At 65.0% G+C, this 18,168-nt stretch carries 10 protein-coding genes; 6 read left to right on the top strand and 4 right to left on the bottom strand.

Annotated features, from left to right (window positions below):
* The first annotated feature begins 199 nt into the window (after nucleotides 1–199).
* The 5 genes from BUS42_RS31555 (at nucleotide 200) to BUS42_RS46760 (ending at nucleotide 6,112) form a co-directional block, all read left to right on the top strand.
* Entirely contained in the window at nucleotides 200–1,795 is a 1,596-nt protein-coding gene (locus tag BUS42_RS31555) for a hypothetical protein (protein ID WP_074313724.1), read from the top strand.
* Between the two features lie 261 nt (nucleotides 1,796–2,056).
* On the top strand, nucleotides 2,057–3,481 hold the full coding sequence (gene tssK, locus BUS42_RS31560) for a type VI secretion system baseplate subunit TssK (RefSeq protein ID WP_074313727.1): 1,425 nt from the start codon (nucleotides 2,057–2,059) through the stop codon (nucleotides 3,479–3,481).
* A gap of 32 nt (nucleotides 3,482–3,513) precedes the next feature.
* The gene (locus tag BUS42_RS31565) at nucleotides 3,514–4,191 is read left to right on the top strand and encodes a DotU family type IV/VI secretion system protein (protein ID WP_074313729.1); all 678 of its coding nucleotides are present in this window, start codon (nucleotides 3,514–3,516) and stop codon (nucleotides 4,189–4,191) included.
* 9 nt (nucleotides 4,192–4,200) lie between these two features.
* Nucleotides 4,201–5,817, top strand: a complete 1,617-nt coding sequence (locus tag BUS42_RS31570) for a type VI secretion protein IcmF/TssM N-terminal domain-containing protein (RefSeq protein ID WP_074313731.1) — start codon at nucleotides 4,201–4,203, stop codon at nucleotides 5,815–5,817.
* An 85-nt stretch (nucleotides 5,818–5,902) separates the two neighbouring features.
* A complete protein-coding gene (locus BUS42_RS46760; protein ID WP_074313733.1) occupies nucleotides 5,903–6,112 on the top strand; it encodes a type II toxin -antitoxin system TacA 1-like antitoxin in 210 nt (69 codons plus the stop codon).
* On the opposite strand, the gene BUS42_RS31580 is transcribed toward BUS42_RS46760, so the two are convergent.
* A complete protein-coding gene (locus BUS42_RS31580) occupies nucleotides 6,015–10,898 on the bottom strand; it encodes a carboxypeptidase-like regulatory domain-containing protein (RefSeq protein WP_074313735.1) in 4,884 nt (1,627 codons plus the stop codon). The two genes, BUS42_RS46760 and BUS42_RS31580, sit on opposite strands and share 98 nt — an antisense overlap.
* Before the next feature lie 77 nt (nucleotides 10,899–10,975).
* Nucleotides 10,976–16,069, bottom strand: coding sequence for a VWA domain-containing protein (locus tag BUS42_RS31585; protein WP_074313736.1), 5,094 nt, complete (start codon nucleotides 16,067–16,069; stop codon nucleotides 10,976–10,978).
* Nucleotides 16,070–16,205: 136 nt separating this feature from the next.
* Here BUS42_RS31585 and BUS42_RS31590 point away from each other — a divergent pair, with 136 nt between their 5' ends.
* Complete coding sequence (locus BUS42_RS31590; protein ID WP_216821103.1) at nucleotides 16,206–16,481, top strand: PAAR domain-containing protein; 276 nt, start codon at nucleotides 16,206–16,208, stop codon at nucleotides 16,479–16,481.
* Between the two features lie 18 nt (nucleotides 16,482–16,499).
* On the opposite strand, the gene BUS42_RS31595 is transcribed toward BUS42_RS31590, so the two are convergent.
* Complete coding sequence (locus BUS42_RS31595) at nucleotides 16,500–16,931, bottom strand: hypothetical protein (protein ID WP_074313738.1); 432 nt, start codon at nucleotides 16,929–16,931, stop codon at nucleotides 16,500–16,502.
* Between the two features lie 46 nt (nucleotides 16,932–16,977).
* On the bottom strand, nucleotides 16,978–18,165 hold the full coding sequence (locus tag BUS42_RS31600; RefSeq protein ID WP_074313739.1) for a cysteine peptidase family C39 domain-containing protein: 1,188 nt from the start codon (nucleotides 18,163–18,165) through the stop codon (nucleotides 16,978–16,980).
* Nucleotides 18,166–18,168 lie beyond the last annotated feature (3 nt).

Below are 18,168 nucleotides of genomic sequence, written 5' to 3' on the forward strand. Positions count from 1 at the left end.
ACCGGCACGATCGAGCGGCAGTTGGCTCGAGGTTGAGCAATTCTTCAAGGCGAATCGCCCATTGTCTTCGGACACCTTACGGTCTCTCCATTTCGGAAGTCTCCGAGAGATCATGCCGTCGAACGTGAACGGCTGCGGATTCTCCCTCTTGAGAAGGAGAAGGTGCGAACGTGCTGCACACTCAGTCTGGAGCCATCGAATGATTGGGAGGTGCTTGTTCGAGCACCTCACTCGGCCCAGCGCGAGGGTGATCCCCTGGGTCGCACTGGTGGCTTGTCTTGGGGGCTGTGCCGTACCGTTGACGCCTGGTGGAAACGACCGGCCGTCGATCGACTGGACGCATAATCCGCCGTCGATTCATCGCGAGGAAAGTGTCGAACCCCCGACCCCCGACCCCGCAACGAAGGTTGCAGCCGTGGAGGTTGCCGCGCTCCCCCCTGCCCTCGACCCGACGAAAGTCGAGTTCGAGGAAGTGGCCGCGCTCCCCCCTCCCCCTCCTCCTCCCCCATCGACGATCGAGGGTGAGGAGGTGGCCGCGCTTCCTCCTCCGCCTGACCCTTCGAAATTTGGGACGGGCGCAGTGGCCGTGATCGCCAACGAGAAGGCGCCGGCCGGGGTCTCGCCCGGGACTCCCGAGGTGGTTCTGCCGATGATCGCGCTGCCCGAGTTGGACGAGGCGGCTCCCGCGGTCCCCCTGAAAGATCCGGCGGTTCAACTCTCTGGGAAGGAGGCGAGCCTCCTTGATGAGAGCGTCCTGCCCGTCGCTTGCACTTCGTGCGGGCAATTTCACGGGGCTGGCCACTCCGACACTTTCGGCGGGAGTTGCGGCCCCGGCGGGTGCATCCCCGGCCGGTCGAAGTCGTGCTATCACGCGGAGGCCTCAACCTACTTCGGGCGACTCGCCTCGAATTTGTACCATTGCCTCTGTTGCCCCGACCCGTGCTACGAGCCGACCTGGGTGCCGGAAGCCAACGCCTCCTTTTTCGTCGATCCGGCCCGCCCCCGGACCCAGAAGCGGCTCCGCTGGGATCACGGCAACACGCTCTGGTTCCCCGACCGATCCGAGTATTTCTGGGCGCGGTCGTTCCGAGGACCAGGTCCGCAACCGCGCCAGCCGGTGACGAAGAGTGGCAAGCCGATCTATGGTGAACGCCTCCTCAACTACGACCAACTCTACGTCTACATGGAAGCCGCGCTTCCGCGATTCAGCTTCTTCACCGAGATTCCGTATCGGTCGACGTCCCCCGACCTGACCGCTCACCACGCCGGCTTCTCGGATATGAACATTGGTACAAAATCGTTGCTGTTGGACTGCGACCTCATCCAGCTCGCGCTCCAATTCAAGACCTATCTGCCGATCGGCAGCGTGACCCAGGGGCTCGGCAATGGCCACGTCTCCTTGGAACCGTCGCTCCTCATGGCGCTCCACCTGGCACCCCACACTTACCTTCAGGGGCAAATCGCCGAATGGGTGCCGCTTGGAGGTGATCCTAATTATGCCGGAGCGATCCTCCACTATCATCTCAGCATGAACCAGCTCTTGTGCAACGTGATGCCCGACGTGCCGCTGATCGGCACCTTGGAGTTCAACGGCTGGTCGTTTCAGGACGGAGCGTTCACTGCGCCCGTGCTGGGTCCCCAAAATTCGTCCGGGGATTCGTACCTGAGTATCGGCCCCGGCTTGCGGATGGCCGTCTGCAACTACATCGACTTTGGCGTCGGGACCGCCTTCTCGCTCAATACACCGAACTGGGGTGACCCTTTGATTCGGAGCGAGATCCGTATCTTCTATTGAAAAAGCGCAAAAAAATGCAAAGGGGTGTCGCTCGGCACGGCTGGCTCGTTGAACCCTGCTTTTGCTACGAGAGTCGACCTTCCGGGAGTGTCGAAGCAGCCTCGCCTGTGCGGCCTCGGGCTCCTGGGGTTGCGGCCCGAACGACCACGTGCGAAGGTTCGGGCCTGCGGGATTCATGACGTGCGACTGGCGTATACCGGTTATAATCCGTTTGTCTGCGCATTTTTAGAGCACTGAAGCGTTGGGAGAGGCCGTTCCAACATGGGAATCAACCCCGTTCATTGGCATGAAGGCATGTTCCTTCGGCCCCACCACTTCCAGCTTACGCGTGCGCACCAATCCGAGCAGTCGCACCTCAATGAGAAATGGGACCACCATCACAACTGGGGGCTGCGGGAGATCGACCTTGACCTCGATGCGCTGGCCAACTCGCGGCTGGTCGTGCGCACGCTCAAGGCACGGCTCCGCGACGGGACGCAGGTGGTCATTCCCGACGACGGCGTGGTGCCCCCCGTCGACTTGAAGCCCGCGCTCCAGCGGTCGGAGTCGGTGACGGTCTACCTCGGTGTGCCGGTGCTCCAGCAAGGGCGAGCCAACGTGGCCGGCAAGGACTCGTCCGACGGGGTCCGGTATCTGGTCTCCACCCAGACCCTGCCCGACGAGAACACGGGGGTCAACCCGCAGCCGATCTCGGTGCGTCGGCTGAACCTCAAACTGCTGCTTTCGGACCAAGATCAGACCGGCTACGAGGTCTTGCCGATCGCCCGGGTGATGCGATCGCCCCGCGCTGAGGCGACGCCGCAGCTCGACCTGACTTACATTCCACCGTTGCTGGCCTGCGACGCCTGGCAGCCGCTCTGCGGGGGGATCCTTCAGTCGGTCTATGACCGGATCGGTCAGAAGATCGACTTGCTGGCCAACCAGGTCGTGTCGCGGGGGATCACGTTCGACAGTCAGACTCAGGGCGACCTCCAGATCTTTGCCCAGTTGCGGGAGCTCGACCAGGCATACCCGGTGCTGGCGGTCGTTGCGTTCGTGGATGGCGTTCACCCGCTGGCTGCCTACCTGGAACTTTGCCGCCTGGTCGGGCACCTGGCCATCTTCGACCCGACACGCCGCCCTCCTGAACTGCCGCGGTATGACCACGACGATCTGGGCCGTTGTTTCTATGGTGTTCGCCAGCAGATTGATGCCCTGCTCGATATCCTGGTCGAGCCCGAGTACAAGGAACAGCCGTTTGTCGGGGCCGGGCTGCGGATGGAAGTGACCTTGGAACCGGCCTGGCTCGAGTCGTCACGTCAGATGTTCATCGGAGTGCGATGCTCACTTGACCCCGAGGAGTGCATTCGCCTGTTGACCAAGCCGGGGCAGCTCGACATGAAAGTCGGGAGTTCCGATCGCGTCGACGGGATCTTCCGGTTCGGCCAGGCGGGGCTCCAGTTCACTCACACGCCAAGGCCGCCGCGCGCCCTGCCCGCTCTGCCGAACCTGATCTATTTTCAGATCAACCGCGACTCGGAGCCGTTGGAGTGGCAGAACGTCCAGAAATCTCTGACGCTGGCGATCCGCTTGAATGAGAATCTGGTCGCAGGCAACATCCAGGGCCAGCGTACCCTGATGATCAAGGCCGACGGCCAGTCGACCACCCTGCAATTCACGCTTTACGTCGTCGCGAAGACTCGTTGAATGGGCGTCGAACTGGATGGAGCTCGCCGCTGATGCACGAAGCCGTTGCCGCGCTCGTCCACCCGATCCTGGCTCGTGGTCTGCAACTCAAGGAGCGGCTCGACCGCGGTGAGACGCCCGTGTTTGCCACGGAGCAGGCGATTCTCGAAGGCCTGCTGACGGCCGGGCTCGCCGAGGAGCACGGGACGGCGGCTTCGGAAGCCGAGCCGCGGACGATCCGGCTCACGGGGGCCATTCGCCGGTCGACCGAACGGCTGATGACGGTCCGTTATGCCCTGGCTTGCTGGCTCGATGAGCTCTTCATCCTCGAATCCGCGTGGGAAACCCGGTGGAACGAGCGGAAGATGGAGGTTACTCTGAACGGCACGAACGACCGGGCCTGGAGATTCTGGGACCTGGCGCGGCGGCCGGAGACCCGGCTCGATCGGGACCTTCTAGAAACCTTTTTCCTCTGCGTGATGCTCGGCTTTCGGGGTGACCTTCGCGACCGACCGACGGAGCTCCGGGATTGGGTCGACAGCTCGAGGGCCCAACTCACCAAGATCGAAGGGATGGAGTGGACCCCTCCCCCGGAGCTGACCCCTCCCACTCGAGTCCCGCCGCTTCGTGGGGGCGAGCGGCTCCGGATCATGGTTGTGGCCGGAGGTCTGGTGTTCCTCTTGTTGACGCCGGTCTTGGCCTTTTTCCTCATTTATCAACTCGGGCGGTAACGGAGCGCCATGTTCCTGCTCAACTCGATCTGGCGCGGGATCAAGGGGTTGGCGAAACTCGCATTCCCCTTCTTCGCCAAGGCGCGCGAACTACGACATCCCGGCCAACGACTCCGCTGGGTGCTCCGCTTGCTGGTCCTGGCGGCGACTCTGGTCCTGCTCGGGTTCATCAACGACTGGGCCGACCTCGAGCGGGTCCTCCGCGCTCCGCTGCCGATCCTCCGGAGGATCTGGCTACCCTTGCTCTTCCTGATCATCTATATGATGTCCTGGCTGATCTGGTGGCTCTGGGAGTTGCTGACGGCCGAGAAGGAGAGCTCCGAGTTTCCCGACATTGATGAAGCCTGGGACGCCGCCCTCCGCGCACTCGAGCAGGCGAGTATCGACCTCACGCAGTCCCCCCTGTTCCTGATCCTGGGGAGTCCGATCGGCACCGAGGAGGCCTTGCTCAACGCCGCCAAGCTCTCGTTCGAGGTGGGGCGGACACCGCGAGGGGCCAATGCGCCCTTGCATGTTTATGCCAATCGCGATGGGATCTACCTGACCTGTCCCGGAGCCTCGCTGCTCGGGCGGCAGTCGGCCCTCTTGAGTGAATCACCCCTGGCTGGTGGCGGGGGACCCGCCGCCAGGCCGGCCCCCGCCCGCTCGATGGCCGTCGACCTACCGGCCTTGGCCGTGGCCACGGCAACCCAGGGAACCGCCTCCTCGCCGTTCGAGCCGGGAGTGCTCGGACGCGGGCCCGAATCGTCGGACGAGCGGGAGAAGCCTCAGACCGAGGTCCGGGAGTTGTCGAGCCAACCGCGTCGGCGTCGGGCCTCACTGATCAAAGATCAGGTCGAGGTCGACCTCCAGACCGGTCGGCTCCAGCATCTCTGCCGCCTGATCGTCCGGAGCCGCCGGCCCTACTGCCCGATTAACGGGATCCTTTTCCTCGTCCCGTTCGCCGCGACCGAGTCGGCCGACGAGGCGGACGAGATCGGGGCAATCTGCCAGCACGACCGGGCCGCGGTCCGTGACAGCCTGCAAGTCCACTGCCCGGTCTTCGCGGTGATCTGCGACCTCGAGCAAGTCCCTGGATTCCGCACCTTCATCGGCCGGTTCCCCGAAGAACAGCGTGAGAAGGTCCTGGGCCTGGACCTGCCGCTTGTTCCGGTGGTCGACGAGTCGGGTTTCGCCCGGATGATCAACGAGAGTGTGCGCTGGATCGCTCAGGTCCTGATCCCAACGCTCGTCTATCGACTCTGGAGACTTGAGGAACCGGATCGCAAGAACGCGTCGGAGGTGCTCCATGAAAACATCGAGCTCAACCAGGTCCTGACCCGGCTCCAGGAGCGCCAAGATCGGGTCTTCCGGTCGCTGACGCGAGCGTTCGCCTCCGAAGCCCCCGATTCGACCCTGTTCGGCGGCTGTTACCTGGCGGCCACCGGTCGAGACGCCGCGCACGAGCAAGCGTTCGTTGTCGGCATCTTCCGTCGCCTTCTCGAGAACCAGAACTACGTCAGTTGGACCGCGGAGGCCCAGGCCGAGGATGCCGACTATAGACGCTGGGCGATGCTGGGCTGGTCGAGCATCGCGGTCTTCCTGGTGATGGTCGCCTCGCTCGGATACTTCTTCTGGTTGCGCTGAGTCCGGAACGCCTGATTTCATCGAATTGACGAATGTTTTTTTATGGATGCAATTTATTGAACGCTAACTGAGGCTTTCGCAGGAAGTGAAAGCGAAGCTCCAGGCCGCGGCGAAGGTGGCCCACCGTTCCGTGAGCGCGTTCGTCCTGGAGTGCGCGTTGGAACAGGCCGAAGAGACGCTGGCAAGCCGCTCGGCACTCATCGAAAGAGTTCGAGCGGCACGGTGGCCGTTGTGCTTGCCTTCACGTTCACGTCGGCTTTGGCCTTGGTCTGCGACGCTTCTTTGCTCGTGGTGAGCTGGTAGTTGCCAGGGGCGAGGTTGTCGAATCGGAACGTGCCGTCGGCGGTGGTCGTGGCGCGGGCGATCTCGGTGTTCGGGGCTTCCTTGGCCTGGGCCGCTTTGGGTTTTGCTTCCTTGGTCTGAGCCTCATCTTTGGGTTTTTGGGACAGGATGACAACCATGCCGGGCTGCGGCCTTGGACCCTCCAGGACGGTGCCGACGATTCGGCCGGGTGTGACCGGATCGGTGTCGGTGAGTTCAATATTGGCCGTGGCGTAGGAGGTTTGGCCGGCACCGGTGGTAAACTGAGCCGCGAGGTCGGTCGGTCCCTTGACGTCGGGCAAGTTGAGCTCGGCCGACCAGATCACGCCTTCGGTATCGGGATTGCCCGGCGTGGTGGTGACCGTTGCAGGAAGGGGAGTCCCCTCTGCGGGTGGTTTGCCGACGAAGAAGCGGACGCTGGCGATTCCCGAGTCGGTGGCGCTGGCGGTCGCCTTGACCATAAGCTTAGAACCCCGCCGCGCTTGGAGGGGGAGCTCGATCAAGCTCGGTCCGTTCGGCCGGCTGTTGTCGATCAAGAGGGGTTGAGACACGGCTTGGATTTCTTGGCCGTTCTCGTCGAGAAGGCGTGCGCGGAGCACTCGCTGTCCCTCGATCTCCGACAGGTCGAGGGTGGTGGTCCAGTCGTCGGCCGACGCTTCGAACAGGAGCGAGCCATCGGGGCCGCCGGGGGCGAATCCGATCCGGCGATGTTGGGCGGTGGGGAACCTCCGGACTTCCTCGGGCTCGAACGACCCGGATTGCGAACGTCCGAGCATGATCTCGAGCGAGGAGCCGGGGCTTGGGTTGTCGACCTCGGCCCGGACGGGGAAGGAGACGACGGCCGGGGTTGATCGCGCTGCGCGGAGGCGGAGGGCCGGCCGGCTGTCCTCGACGGGAAGAGTGGGTTGACCGTCCGGTGGGAACGTGGTCCGGAAGGCGATTCCGCGCGGGTAGGCGTCGACCTGGATGTAAAAGGTGCCAACACTGTCCGCGCCGGGCAGGCGTCGCAGGCCTTTGACAAAGAGGAGTAGTGGTGTGCCGTCCGGGGGAAGGAGGCCCCGTAACGTGCCGTCTCCAATGCCGAGGAAGCCGGGGATCTGATCGGGGGGGAGGAGGAGCTGGGCGACGGTCGGAGGGCCTGCGGTCGCGGCGCTCGTTCGAAGCGCGATCGAGAGCCGATTCTTCGACGCGCCACCGGTGCTACTGGCGGGTGCATACTCGACATGAGACACGCGCACGTACTCGGCCGGCGCGGCGATCCGCACCCCGATCGTCGCTCGACCGAGGATCGATTCCTTGTCGGTTGCGTTCCGCAGGAGAATTTGCAACGGCCCCGTTAGCTCGGGCAACGGCGTCTCCGATTTCATCGACCCGGGTGGGAGCGGGACACGAGTGATCGCCCCGGGTGCCACACTGATCCGTGGGGCCGTGCCAGGGACCGCCTGGTCGCCGACTTTTAAATCCACGAGGACATCCTGCGCGGCACTGGTCGGATTTCGGAGGTAGAGGTAATACGGCTGTCTGTCCTTGATGGCGCGCAGTCCGAGGTCCAGTTGAGGCTCGGTCGGCTCTTTCGGATTGGCGCTCAGGAACATCTGCATGCGCCGCGATGCGAGTTCCAGGTCAATCGTGACCGCCTGGTAATAATCACGACCATCCACATGCGCGCGAACCAAGAAGCCTTGGGGGGGAGGCATGTCGGACGGTTGCTCCGCCTCGGGGGCGAGCTCGGCGCGGAGCGGGATCGCGCGGACGGCTGTGGTCGAGGGAGACAGGACGTAGGAGCTCGCGAGGCCGTTGGCGGCGGCCCCGGCCGGTCCGGAGCGACGGAGCACCGTCGAGGCCGTGACGACGCGGAGCCAGGACGGATCGGCCAGCAGGAGGTCGATGTGGGTGGGCCCACTCTCCGCCTGGCCGGGAGGGACGCGGAGTGAGAGTGACTCGGTCGTGATCGGGGATTCGGCCGACAGGGTGGCCACCGGGCCGGGGAATCCCCAAGGGGAGACCAGGCGACCGCGCTCGGACTTTCCCGACATTGTCCGGAGTTCGCGGGCCGCCGTTCGGAAGAAGAGCGAACCGCCCAGGTCGACGCCCTCATATTCATATTGGTCGGCCAACCAGGCCCATAACGCGCGTTTCTCACGAAGCCATGTTGCATAGAATATACTTTTTGGCGTTGCGTCATTGAAGGCCGACGACCACGACGGGGCGACCAGGGGGTTGAGCCGAGCGCGGTTCGAGGAATCCGCCGGGCCTTGGGTAGACTCGTTGGATCCGCCGTTCCAGACTTCGCGCAGCCCCCGTTCGAGGTCCCACCAAGCGCCTGGATCCTCACCCCGCGTCGCGGCCTTCGCGACCCGATTGTCCAGCACCTTGGCTTCGGCTTCGGGCAATCCCGCCAATCGAAGCAAGATGATCCGTCTCCGGGCGCGGTCAACGAGCCGTCGGTTGTCACTGGCCCGTGATGCGACCTGACCGGAGTTTGCAATCGACTCCGGATCCAGTCGCGCTCGGTCGAGTTTCAGGGTCTCCTTGAGCAAACGGCCCGCCAGGTCGTGGGCGGCCTGCCAGAGTGCGACGCGCTTCTTGGCCGCGGGAGCCGGATTGCGGAGCACGGTCTGAATGGCGCGGATGGTCTCCGAGCCCGCCCGGGGCGAGCGCGCCTCGGCCAGGAGCGTGGCCAGCGCGGCATCCGAGTAGGGCCTCTGGAGCTCGTCGAGATCCTGGCGAAGCCCCTCCGTCTGGGCGTGGAGGATTTCGATCCGCCGGCGCATCTCATCGATCGGCAGCGGCGTACCGTTGCGGATGACCTCATCCGGCAGAGTGAGTGCATCGCGGATCGCGATCACTCGGCCCACGGTTTCTATCCAATGGTTCTGAACGATGGTCGGCGAATTCAAGTCATCCAGCGACTGGGGCAGGAATTGCAGCGCCTCGAGCCAGAGATGCCTTGCGTCGAGCACGACGCGCTGTTGCTCGAGGATCAGGGCATAGCGTGCCTCGGCCACACGGAAGAGCCGATCCGCCTCGGCGACCGCGGCGAACCCGTGGGCCCGCAAGATGACCTCGGCGTTGTGGCGCAACAGGGCCGCTTCCTCGAGTGACAGGCGGAGCCAGGCGAGCGTCTCCGATTGATTGTTCGCTCGCTCGCCCTGGCTCGTGACCTTCAGGGCCCGGCGCACCGTCTCGGTCGGCCATGTTGCATCTTCATAACTCTTGGCCAATTCGGCCAGTTGCCGGAGCAAGAGGGTTTCGACGAACAAAGGTTCAGGCTGCTGGTCCTTGAGCAATCCGTCGAGGAGGAGGATCGTTTCCCTGGTCGGCTCGGCCGTTCGGGCCGCGTCGAACAGAGCCCCGGCCAGGTCGAGCATCGACGCGCCTTTGATTTTCGCGTCAAGGGCCGCGGCCGTGTCGCCGGTGCCCGGCTTCGTCGCGGCCACCGGTTTTGCGGCCGGCGGGGTTGCCGCCTTGGCGGGCGCGGTCGGTTTCGCGAGGAGTTCGGCCACTGCGGCGGCCACCGCCTGATCCTGAGTCCAGCCTTGAGCCGTGGCCATGGCGAGCGAGGTTGGCTTCGGCTGAGCCGTCCGTTGGACCTTGGCAAGCAGTTGCTCATAGATTGGCAGATTGGCCATTCGGTCCTGACGGATCCGCGCCGGATCGACGCCGCCACGCCACTCGGTTTCGGCGGTCAAAAGGGTCTGTTCCAACTGCCGGTAGGCCAGAGGGGCGACCTGATCGTTGGCCGCGGCTCTCCAGCGGTCGCGGACCGACCAGCCGGCTTGCAGCCATCCGGGGTAGGTGGCCGATGGGGGCATCGGCGGGGCGAACTCGATGATGTCGTGCTTGAGCGCCAGCAACGGGAAGTTGGCACCGACCCCATAGAGCACGGGCTGCTGAAGCACGCATCGGTTCAGCCGCGCCCAACGTTCGACGTGACTGCGGACATAGGCGGCGAGATCGGTAACACGAATCAGGCCATCGCGTTGCAACCGGGGTCGATCCAGCTCGGTCCCGCCGCGCAAGCCGGCTTCGAAGTAATAGCTGAAAATCGAGCGGCCGAGCTCCTCCGAGGTCAACGAGTACTGGCCGGGCGCGGCGGCCGTGAGCGTGAGCCGGCACGGGTCGTCCACGGCCTTCAAGTCATCGGGGATCCGCGATGCGATGTCGTCGTCAATCACCGCATTCCGCGATTCGCCGTGGGGCTTCGTGAGGTCGAGGACCAGCAGTTTCCAGCCCGCCGGCGACGCCCGGAGTGCTTCGAGGACTTCGCGGAGTGGTATCCAGGTGCGGAAGTCGGCGGGATCGGCGTCCGCCGGAAACAGCGCCACGGCGCCTCGGGGGCCGATGCAGGCCCGTGCGTTGACATAAACCACAACCGAATCCGTCGCGACGAGCTCGCCGAGCCGCCCGAGCTCCTGCTGAATCGTCCTCCGGTCCTGATTCCCGAACGGTGTATTAATGATTCGAGAGATGGAGTCGCCACGGCTCATCGCGTGGAGGTCTTGCTCGGCCCAAGGGAGGAACGAAATCTGGCGCGACTGGTAAGAGCTGACCCAGATCGGAAAGAGATAAGGGCGGGGAAGCGGGCGGATCCATCCGAGCAGGCCGATCAAGACTCCGGCCAGGGCCAGGATACACGCCAGAAGCACGAAGATCCGCCAGTGCCGTCGATCCGCCTGCCGCTTCATGGACCCCGACGCCGTGGGGTTCTGACGCCAGAGTGGCGAGATCGACGACGGTGAATGCGACGGATTCGACATGACGGATCATCCCTCGGCAACCACCGGTCGCCTAACCTACGAGGCCTTGGCTTGACGATCGGCGCAACCGCGGATTCTTACTCAAACGGCATGACCGACACCCCAACCTCCCGGATCGGCACTTCCTGGGGAGGGACGTCGTCCGGCCTCGGGATTGGCAAGTCCCTCAGCTCGGTCGAGAACCCCCTGCGCTCGGCCTGGGCTTTGAATGTGTTGATGGAATAGAGCTTCAAGCCGGTCAGCATCGCACCGGCTTCGTCACGCGTGACGGGCCAGAACAAGGCCGTGGTCTTGGCCGCGCTCGTGTAGTACCGTTGCTCGGAACCGGCGGGAACCAGGCCAACCGGTCGCACTCCGATCGGTTTCCCGGGCGAATGGCCCAGCCGGACCACCAGGCAGGGCTTGACCTCCCAGGCACCGTGACGGATCTCGACGCGATGATCCTCGACCCGGACGCTTTCGACGGTCACGTGATCCCCTTCCACCGGGACCGGACTGGCCGCCCGGCCGGTGTCGAGGTCGAAGTCCGGGCCGCGATCCAGGCCCGCCGACGCCGGGGTGTCCTGATCGGGGTTCCACCAGCAGCGAAGGATCGGCCGCGCTGGGGATGGGGTCCCCGGGCTGGACGGCCAACGGGAGACATCCAGGGTCCAGGCGGCCGCCGGGAAGCCGGATCGATTGCTCCATCGCGTGGCAAACGGGACCTCCGATGCCCCCAACGGCTCCAGCTCATACCAGACCTCGCGGGGGCGGACGACCGACAGGCTGGTCTCGAACCGGCTGAACGCCTTTTCCAGCGTGCAGAGCATTTGCAGACTTGATGTTCCCAGGAGTTGATCCTGGAGCACGGCCAGTCGCCAACTGTTCTTCTCGGTCGCAGGCTTCCAGGAGAAGTCCTCACGCGAGAACTCGATCCGCCGGAAGTCGACTCCGACCCGGGCGGGGTCCAACTGGACGATTAAGAGGTCACCGTTGTTCAGGGCGATGTTCCTCGACTGGCGGCGGAGGGGATCGATGACCAGCTTGAATCCGCCGGGCGCGAGCGCGGGGGCAAACCAGCGGTCGTTGGCCCCGATCCGCGAGGTGGTCAGGCCCTCGCTGGGCGTGCCGGGGACCAGCACGTTATCCTCCTCCTCAACCCAGTAACGGAGCCGGCGCCCCATTGCCTTGCCGAGCACACCGGCCAGATTCGCCGCGTCGTTCACCTCGTAGAACTTGCCCGGGATCGGCAATTCCTCGATCACACGGAACTGGGCTCGCGCCCGTTCGGCCTCCGGGCTGACCACCTTGTAGCCAACGATGTTGACTTCGATCCCCGAGTCTTTGAACAAGGCATGGATCGCCACCGGGATCGGCGTTTTATGTGGGTTTGCAAAGGTGTCTTGCTCATAACGATTGTCCATCCCGTCGGTCAGGACGAGGAGCGTCTTGAACCCGGGGACGTTGCGGAGGTCGTCGCGAGCGCGGAGCATGGTGCGGACGATGGGGGATTCGTTCCAGGGCTCCAGCGCTGGGTACTCGACCCGATCCATCAACTGCTTGAGCTGGCCGGGGTCACCGGGATCCCAGGTCACCGGATCCTGGATGCGTGTGATCGTCCGCTCGGCGTCCTTGACTGTCTTCTCGAAGCCGACCGCCTGGCCGAAGACCCAGACACTGACGACCGTCCCCTTCGTCAGGCCTTGCAGCACCTGACGAAGCGCCTGAGTCGCTTCCCGGTACTTGGTCGTCGGTCCCCATGCCTGACCGGCCGCGGGGCCCATGCTGCCCGAGCAATCGAGCACGATCGCAATGGCGCCGCTGCTGGTTCCAAGCCGTTGGAGGACCGCATCCTGGGCACGGACCGACAGGCTTGCGCCGGCGGGCACCGGGTGCCGGCCCACGACCTGCTCGGGCACGAGGTGGAGGTCGACCGCCGTCTCCAAACGGAAGCGTTGGCCGCGGAAGAGACCATGTGCACCACAAGTCGAATGCTCGACGCGAGGGGTCGACGGGGGCGACTGCTCGGACTGGTTCAACCGCTCACTGACAAAGGTGCAGAGGATCGGCGCCTCGGGTTGGGGGCCGATCGACTGGGCGATTCGTCGACCCGCCTCGGGAACGAGCGACTGCAAGTCGCGACCCGGATCGAACCAGACGACCGGGAAGCCCGACGAGGCGGGTAAGCCCGGGTCGGGTTGGAGTCGATACTCGACCTCGATTCGCTGCTCACTGGTCAGGACCAGTCGCGCCGGCCCCTGGAACCCGAACTGGCCGGGGCGCTCAAGTGCGGTCTGCGCGGCTTTGGCCGAGGTCCGCAACGCCAGCGGTCTCGGGTCGATTTGCCGCGCATCGTCCACGAATCGCAGGCCCGCGGTCCGATAGTACGGTTCGAGCGCTGGGTCTTCGGAATACCAGTGGTCGGCGAGGGTCCGACTCGCCTGCCACAAGAGGAGATCTCTGAGCATGATCAAACGGAACGACGTGCTCGGGTCGACCGACGAGTTGGTTGGCACGCCCCCGTCAAGCTGTCGCCAAAGTCGGTCGGCGACGCCGATCAAGGTTCGATCCCGCGGGTCGGCCGCGATTAAACCATCGGTCATCGACTGATCGATGACCACCGGCATTTGGAGCCAGCGCTCACCAATTTGCGTGCCGACGCCGCTGAGGGTCGCGTTCCAACCGGGATCGTCTTGGAGCCGGGCAAGCTGACCGCGGACCCGGACGAATTGATCCGCGTTCCCACTGCCCGTGGAGTCAAACCAGTTCTGTCCCAGCACCCCCAACGCCATCAGCCCTTGGATTTGCCCCTGCTGAATCGCACGCGAACGATTGCTCGCCTCGGTGATGGCGGGCGCCGTGTCGAATTTGCCGTCGTTGTCTTTGACCAGGAATCTCCGTTCGATTCGCGCGAGGCTCGACATCAGACGCTGGCGCATCCGGAGGTCGTTGAACGGAACTCCGATCGCGATCCGGAGCTCCGGCCAAAGGATTCCCAGGTCGCTTTCCTCGATGCCCCTGACGTGACTGTCGAAGTCGGCCACGACCTTCTGGAACAACCCCCGGACCTTGGCGGTCAAGTTCACGAGGTCAGTCGATGGGGAGTCGCCATCGGCAGGGCGACGGATCGACCGGGGATCGCCTTTCTCAAGAGTGGCGACCAGGATATGGGCGGAATCCCAGAGCGTGGTGACGCTTGTCTCCAATTCGTCGAGCCGGACGTTCCGGACCCGCTGTCCGTAAGGACGGATCCGAGCCAGCCAGAGCGAGTAGTCGGGGAGCGCCTCGAGCACCTCGTCGCGGATCCCGCAGGCAGCGCGCACCTGCCCGGCGTCGTCTTGCACCTCCTGGTAGATCCGCTCGGCGCGCTCGAGCAAGTCACCGCCGCGGTCCCAGTTGGACGCTTCCGAAGCGAACAAGAGGTCGAGCCCTTGGCGACGGAGCCCATCGGCCTCGTCCATCCGGGGGCGAACCCAGGGGAGGACTTGACTGACATACGGGTGCAGACCGCGGTCGGTGGGGTCAGCGGGGAGCAGCGCCGATTGTTCCGCGAGGCGGCGGACCCGGATCGCCTGGGAGACGCGCTCGGAAAGGCCAGGGCTCGCGAGGCTCTCTCGCGGCAAGTCGCGTGCCATCATGATCAATTCTTGAACTTCGACGGGTGGCGGACTCGCCGGATCGACCAGGAGCCGGGCGAGCCGGACGGCCCGGTCGAGGTGGTGCGCCGGGTCGTCGGCCGCGCGCTGAATCAAGAGGTCGAGGAGACCACGACGCAGGTCGTTCGAAGTGCGGCCGGCGGACGCCTGGAGCTGCTGCCAGAGTTTGACCTCATCGCCTGGCGACGCTTCCCAGAGCTTTTCGAAAGGATGACGGAGCGAGTCGATACCGGCGCCCCCCTGTCCGTCGATCACGCCCATGGTGAGCGTGCCCTGGATTGAGCTCAGGTCGATCGTGAGCGGCCGGCCCAACTCGAGCACGAGCTGGTTGAGATCCAGGGCCAGTTCGTTGGCGCCGTCGACCGCCCCGGCACGGAGCAGCTCGTCGTAGCGGATCAATGTTTCCTTGTAGAGCCGCCACTTGTGGGGGCGATGGATCGTCGGCGTCGGAATGGACTCGCGGAGCCGCTGATAGTCACGCCAGGCGGCGAGCGCTTTCTCGGTTTCGGACTGGTGATCGCGGGATCGGGCCCGCGGGGTGCTCAGACCGGTGGCGCCGCAGAGTTCGATTGCGCGGGCGCGCTTCCTGCCCGCGGCTCCGGCCGGGATCAGGACGGGAGTCTGCCGCTCCTGGAGGTTGATCCCGACCCACCGTTCGACCTGGCCTCGGACGTGCAGAAAGAGATCCTCCGCGTCGATCCGGCCGTCTTCATTCACCGCGGCCCCTTGGAGGCCATCGATCAGCGTGGCGGCGAAGATCGATTGCCCGAGCGAGTCGCACGACCAGGACCGCTGGTCGACGTCGCTGGCACTCAAGACGACCAGCCGCGGGATCGCCAGAACGCGGGACTCAAGTGCTGCTAATTCCCGCGCGAAGTCATTGTGAATCATCCCGAGCGTCCAATCACTCTGGATCTGGGTCGCGTCGAGAATCAGGACCTTATTCATCGCGGTGGGGAGCTTGGCGAGGCGATCGAGGACCGCAGTGAGCCGAAGCCGGTTCCGTGCGATCGGCCGGGCGTCGGCATCGTCGGTCAGGAGATAGGCGCCGTCCTGGTCGCTGCCACCGTGCAGGGCGAGGAACAGGACGAGTGTCCTCCCCTCGAATTGCGCCAGGCCACTGTCCCAGGCCGTGTCGCCGGTGAACATCAAGGGACCATGCGCGAGCCGAAGCCGACCCGAGCCCCAGCCTGACGGAGCGTTTGCGGGGACGGCCTGATTCGCTAAAACTTGCAAACTTCTACGGCCGTAAGCGTTGTGAGGGATCGCCAGGTTCTGCTCGTAGCCGGCACCGACAAGGAAGAGCGAGGCCGGCTTGGGGGGCCAGAGCCAGGTGCTGACCCAGATCAAGAGGCCGCCCAGGATGCCGAGCGCCAGGGCGGCGCCCGCGACCTTCAGGGCCCTCGTCCGACGCACCCGCCTCGGCGATCGAGCCTCGAGTTGACGGCGCCACTTCGGACCGGCCGAGCGGCGCTCGCTCGACGCACCGGTGCGCCGCCAGTCATCGCCCGAGGAGGCGGATCGCTGGCTCGACATACTCACACGGCCTCCTCAACAACCCCGGAGATCCCTCGCATTCTTGGCTCCCAATCTCTAGTATACTTGACATAAGCGCGGGGGGAGCAAACGACGCCCCGGAACTGATTGCGCGAGGTCGAGAATGCCGTTTCCCGTGTCGAGATTGACGGATGTGACGGTGACGGGGGATGTGATCACCGCTCCTGGAGCCCCCACGGTTGAAATCGCGGGGATGCCCGCCTCATGCATGGGCGATGCCGTTGCCGGGTCGGTCTGTGTCGGCACCGTGGTCGTGGGTAGCCCGACCGTGCTGATCATGGGTCGGCCGGCGACCCGGGTCACCAGCAGCGTGGTGGGGGCCAATCCGGAGACGGGCGTCCCGGTCACCACGGCGGTCGCCACGGGCGCGCCTACCGTGCTCGTGCCCTGACGCGGGTTGCGGCTTGAATCAGACCTCGAGCGCGGGGCCGTTGGCTTCCGGAGCCGGACCCGGCGGTGGGTCGCAGTTCAGGCGGATCATGGCGCCGTCCAGGTGGACATCCTCCACGGTCCGGACCCGCAGCTCGTTCGCCTGGATTCGGACCTCGCCGCCACTCTGGAGCTGGACCGCCTCGGTGGCGTCGACCTCGAACCGCCGGCATTGCAGCGAGATCGTCTCGGGCGATTCGAGCGCGATCCGGGCCGCCCGGATCCGGACCATCGGCCCCGCCTCGGTCAGGCTGATGCTGAGCTCGAGTGCGCCACCACGGTCCCGGACCTCCAACTCCTCACCGGCCGCGCCCACACGGACGACGAGCGTCCGCCCTGACGGCAGCGGGCGCTCGAACGCCGCCGGCTCGAGGTCGGATCGGGTTAATTCTTTGTTTGATTCTATGTCCATGATATTTCCAAAATGATTCGTTGCCCAAGGTTCCCCGAGGCGTTGTTCAGACACCGGGCTCGAAATCAAGCAGCGATCCCTGGGGATTGGACAGGCCCGCCGGGGGCTGATCCACGCGCGTGCCGAACTCCTCCAGGAGCTTGTCACGCAGCTTCGCGCCGAGGTGGGGATCGTCGGGGGCTTGCCGCGCCTGAGGCCGTGCCGCCTTGGCCGCCTTCTTGGCCGCGAGCTCGGCAAGGGCTTGCTCCCGCGCCTTCGTCGCTTCCTCGAGCCGTTTCTCGGCCTTCGCCTGCTGCTCTTCGATCCGCTTGCTTCGTTCATGGCTCTGCGTTTCGAAGCGTTCCAATGAATCGCCGAGCTTGTCGGTTGCCAGCTTCATGCTCTCCTGGAGTTTCCCAAGGACGTCGCGCACCGAGGCGTCGGAGGAGACGTTCTGCATCTTCGCCACTTTCCGCTGATAGTCCGACATCGCCGCGTTCAAGGTCTGGAACGGGTCGCCGTTTGACATGGTGAATTTCTCCAGGGCGAAGTTTGGATCATCGTCGGAACCGAGGCCGTTGAGTTGGCTCAGCGAATGCCCGCATTCTGGGCAGGCAATCTGCTCCCAGAGTCGCGCGGAGCAGTCGGATGAGAGGCAGCCAAGCACGGCGGCCGGGCGGAGCTTGACCGGCCGCCGACAGACCGGGCAGGGCCAGGTCTCGGGGATCGCCGTCCCGCAATCGGAGCAGGCGGCGGGGTCGGGAGCCGGAGGGGAGTCGGCGATCGCCACCAACTCATTCGGGAACGCCCGATCGTTGCCGTAGGCCGCGCCCCAGAGTTCGAGCCACTCGGACTTGCGAAAGCGGAGCGCGGGACCGAATTGAGGGTCGTGGAGCACGATCCCGTCCGCGTCGGCGTGGGTGAGGATCGAGAAGTGGCGCTGGCGGGAGCCCTGGGACAAAGGTTGATGGAACACCACGCGAACCCCGAGCCGAGAGCAGGTCGAGAGCAGTTCCCAGGGGAGTCGCGCCTGCACCGTCAGCGCGGCGAACCCGCGTTGCTGCGCCTCCCAGGCCAAGCGTGACGCATAAACACCTGAGCGATCGATCCGGTTCGGCTTCAGGATCGCCCAGAGTTCCGCTTCCGAGAATTCCAGGCCGAACGACGCATAAACCATGCGGAGCGACGCGGCGCCGCAGGTCCATCGGGTCTCCTGCTTCCGGTACGGAATCGAGGGCATCGGCAACGGCTTCATCGG

It is taken from the genome of Singulisphaera sp. GP187, from assembly GCF_900129635.1.
Classification (GTDB): domain Bacteria; phylum Planctomycetota; class Planctomycetia; order Isosphaerales; family Isosphaeraceae; genus Singulisphaera.

Excerpts from the sequence above, each read along its gene's own strand:
- BUS42_RS31555 (WP_074313724.1), top strand. The coding sequence starts at position 200 with ATGATTGGGAGGTGCTTGTTCGAGCACCTCACTCGGCCCAGCGCGAGG.
- tssK (WP_074313727.1), top strand. The coding sequence starts at position 2,057 with ATGGGAATCAACCCCGTTCATTGGCATGAAGGCATGTTCCTTCGGCCC.
- BUS42_RS31565 (WP_074313729.1), top strand. The coding sequence starts at position 3,514 with ATGCACGAAGCCGTTGCCGCGCTCGTCCACCCGATCCTGGCTCGTGGT.
- BUS42_RS31570 (WP_074313731.1), top strand. The coding sequence starts at position 4,201 with ATGTTCCTGCTCAACTCGATCTGGCGCGGGATCAAGGGGTTGGCGAAA.
- BUS42_RS31580 (WP_074313735.1), bottom strand. The coding sequence starts at position 10,898 with ATGTCGAATCCGTCGCATTCACCGTCGTCGATCTCGCCACTCTGGCGT.
- BUS42_RS31585 (WP_074313736.1), bottom strand. The coding sequence starts at position 16,069 with ATGTCGAGCCAGCGATCCGCCTCCTCGGGCGATGACTGGCGGCGCACC.
- BUS42_RS31595 (WP_074313738.1), bottom strand. The coding sequence starts at position 16,931 with ATGGACATAGAATCAAACAAAGAATTAACCCGATCCGACCTCGAGCCG.
- BUS42_RS31600 (WP_074313739.1), bottom strand. The coding sequence starts at position 18,165 with ATGAAGCCGTTGCCGATGCCCTCGATTCCGTACCGGAAGCAGGAGACC.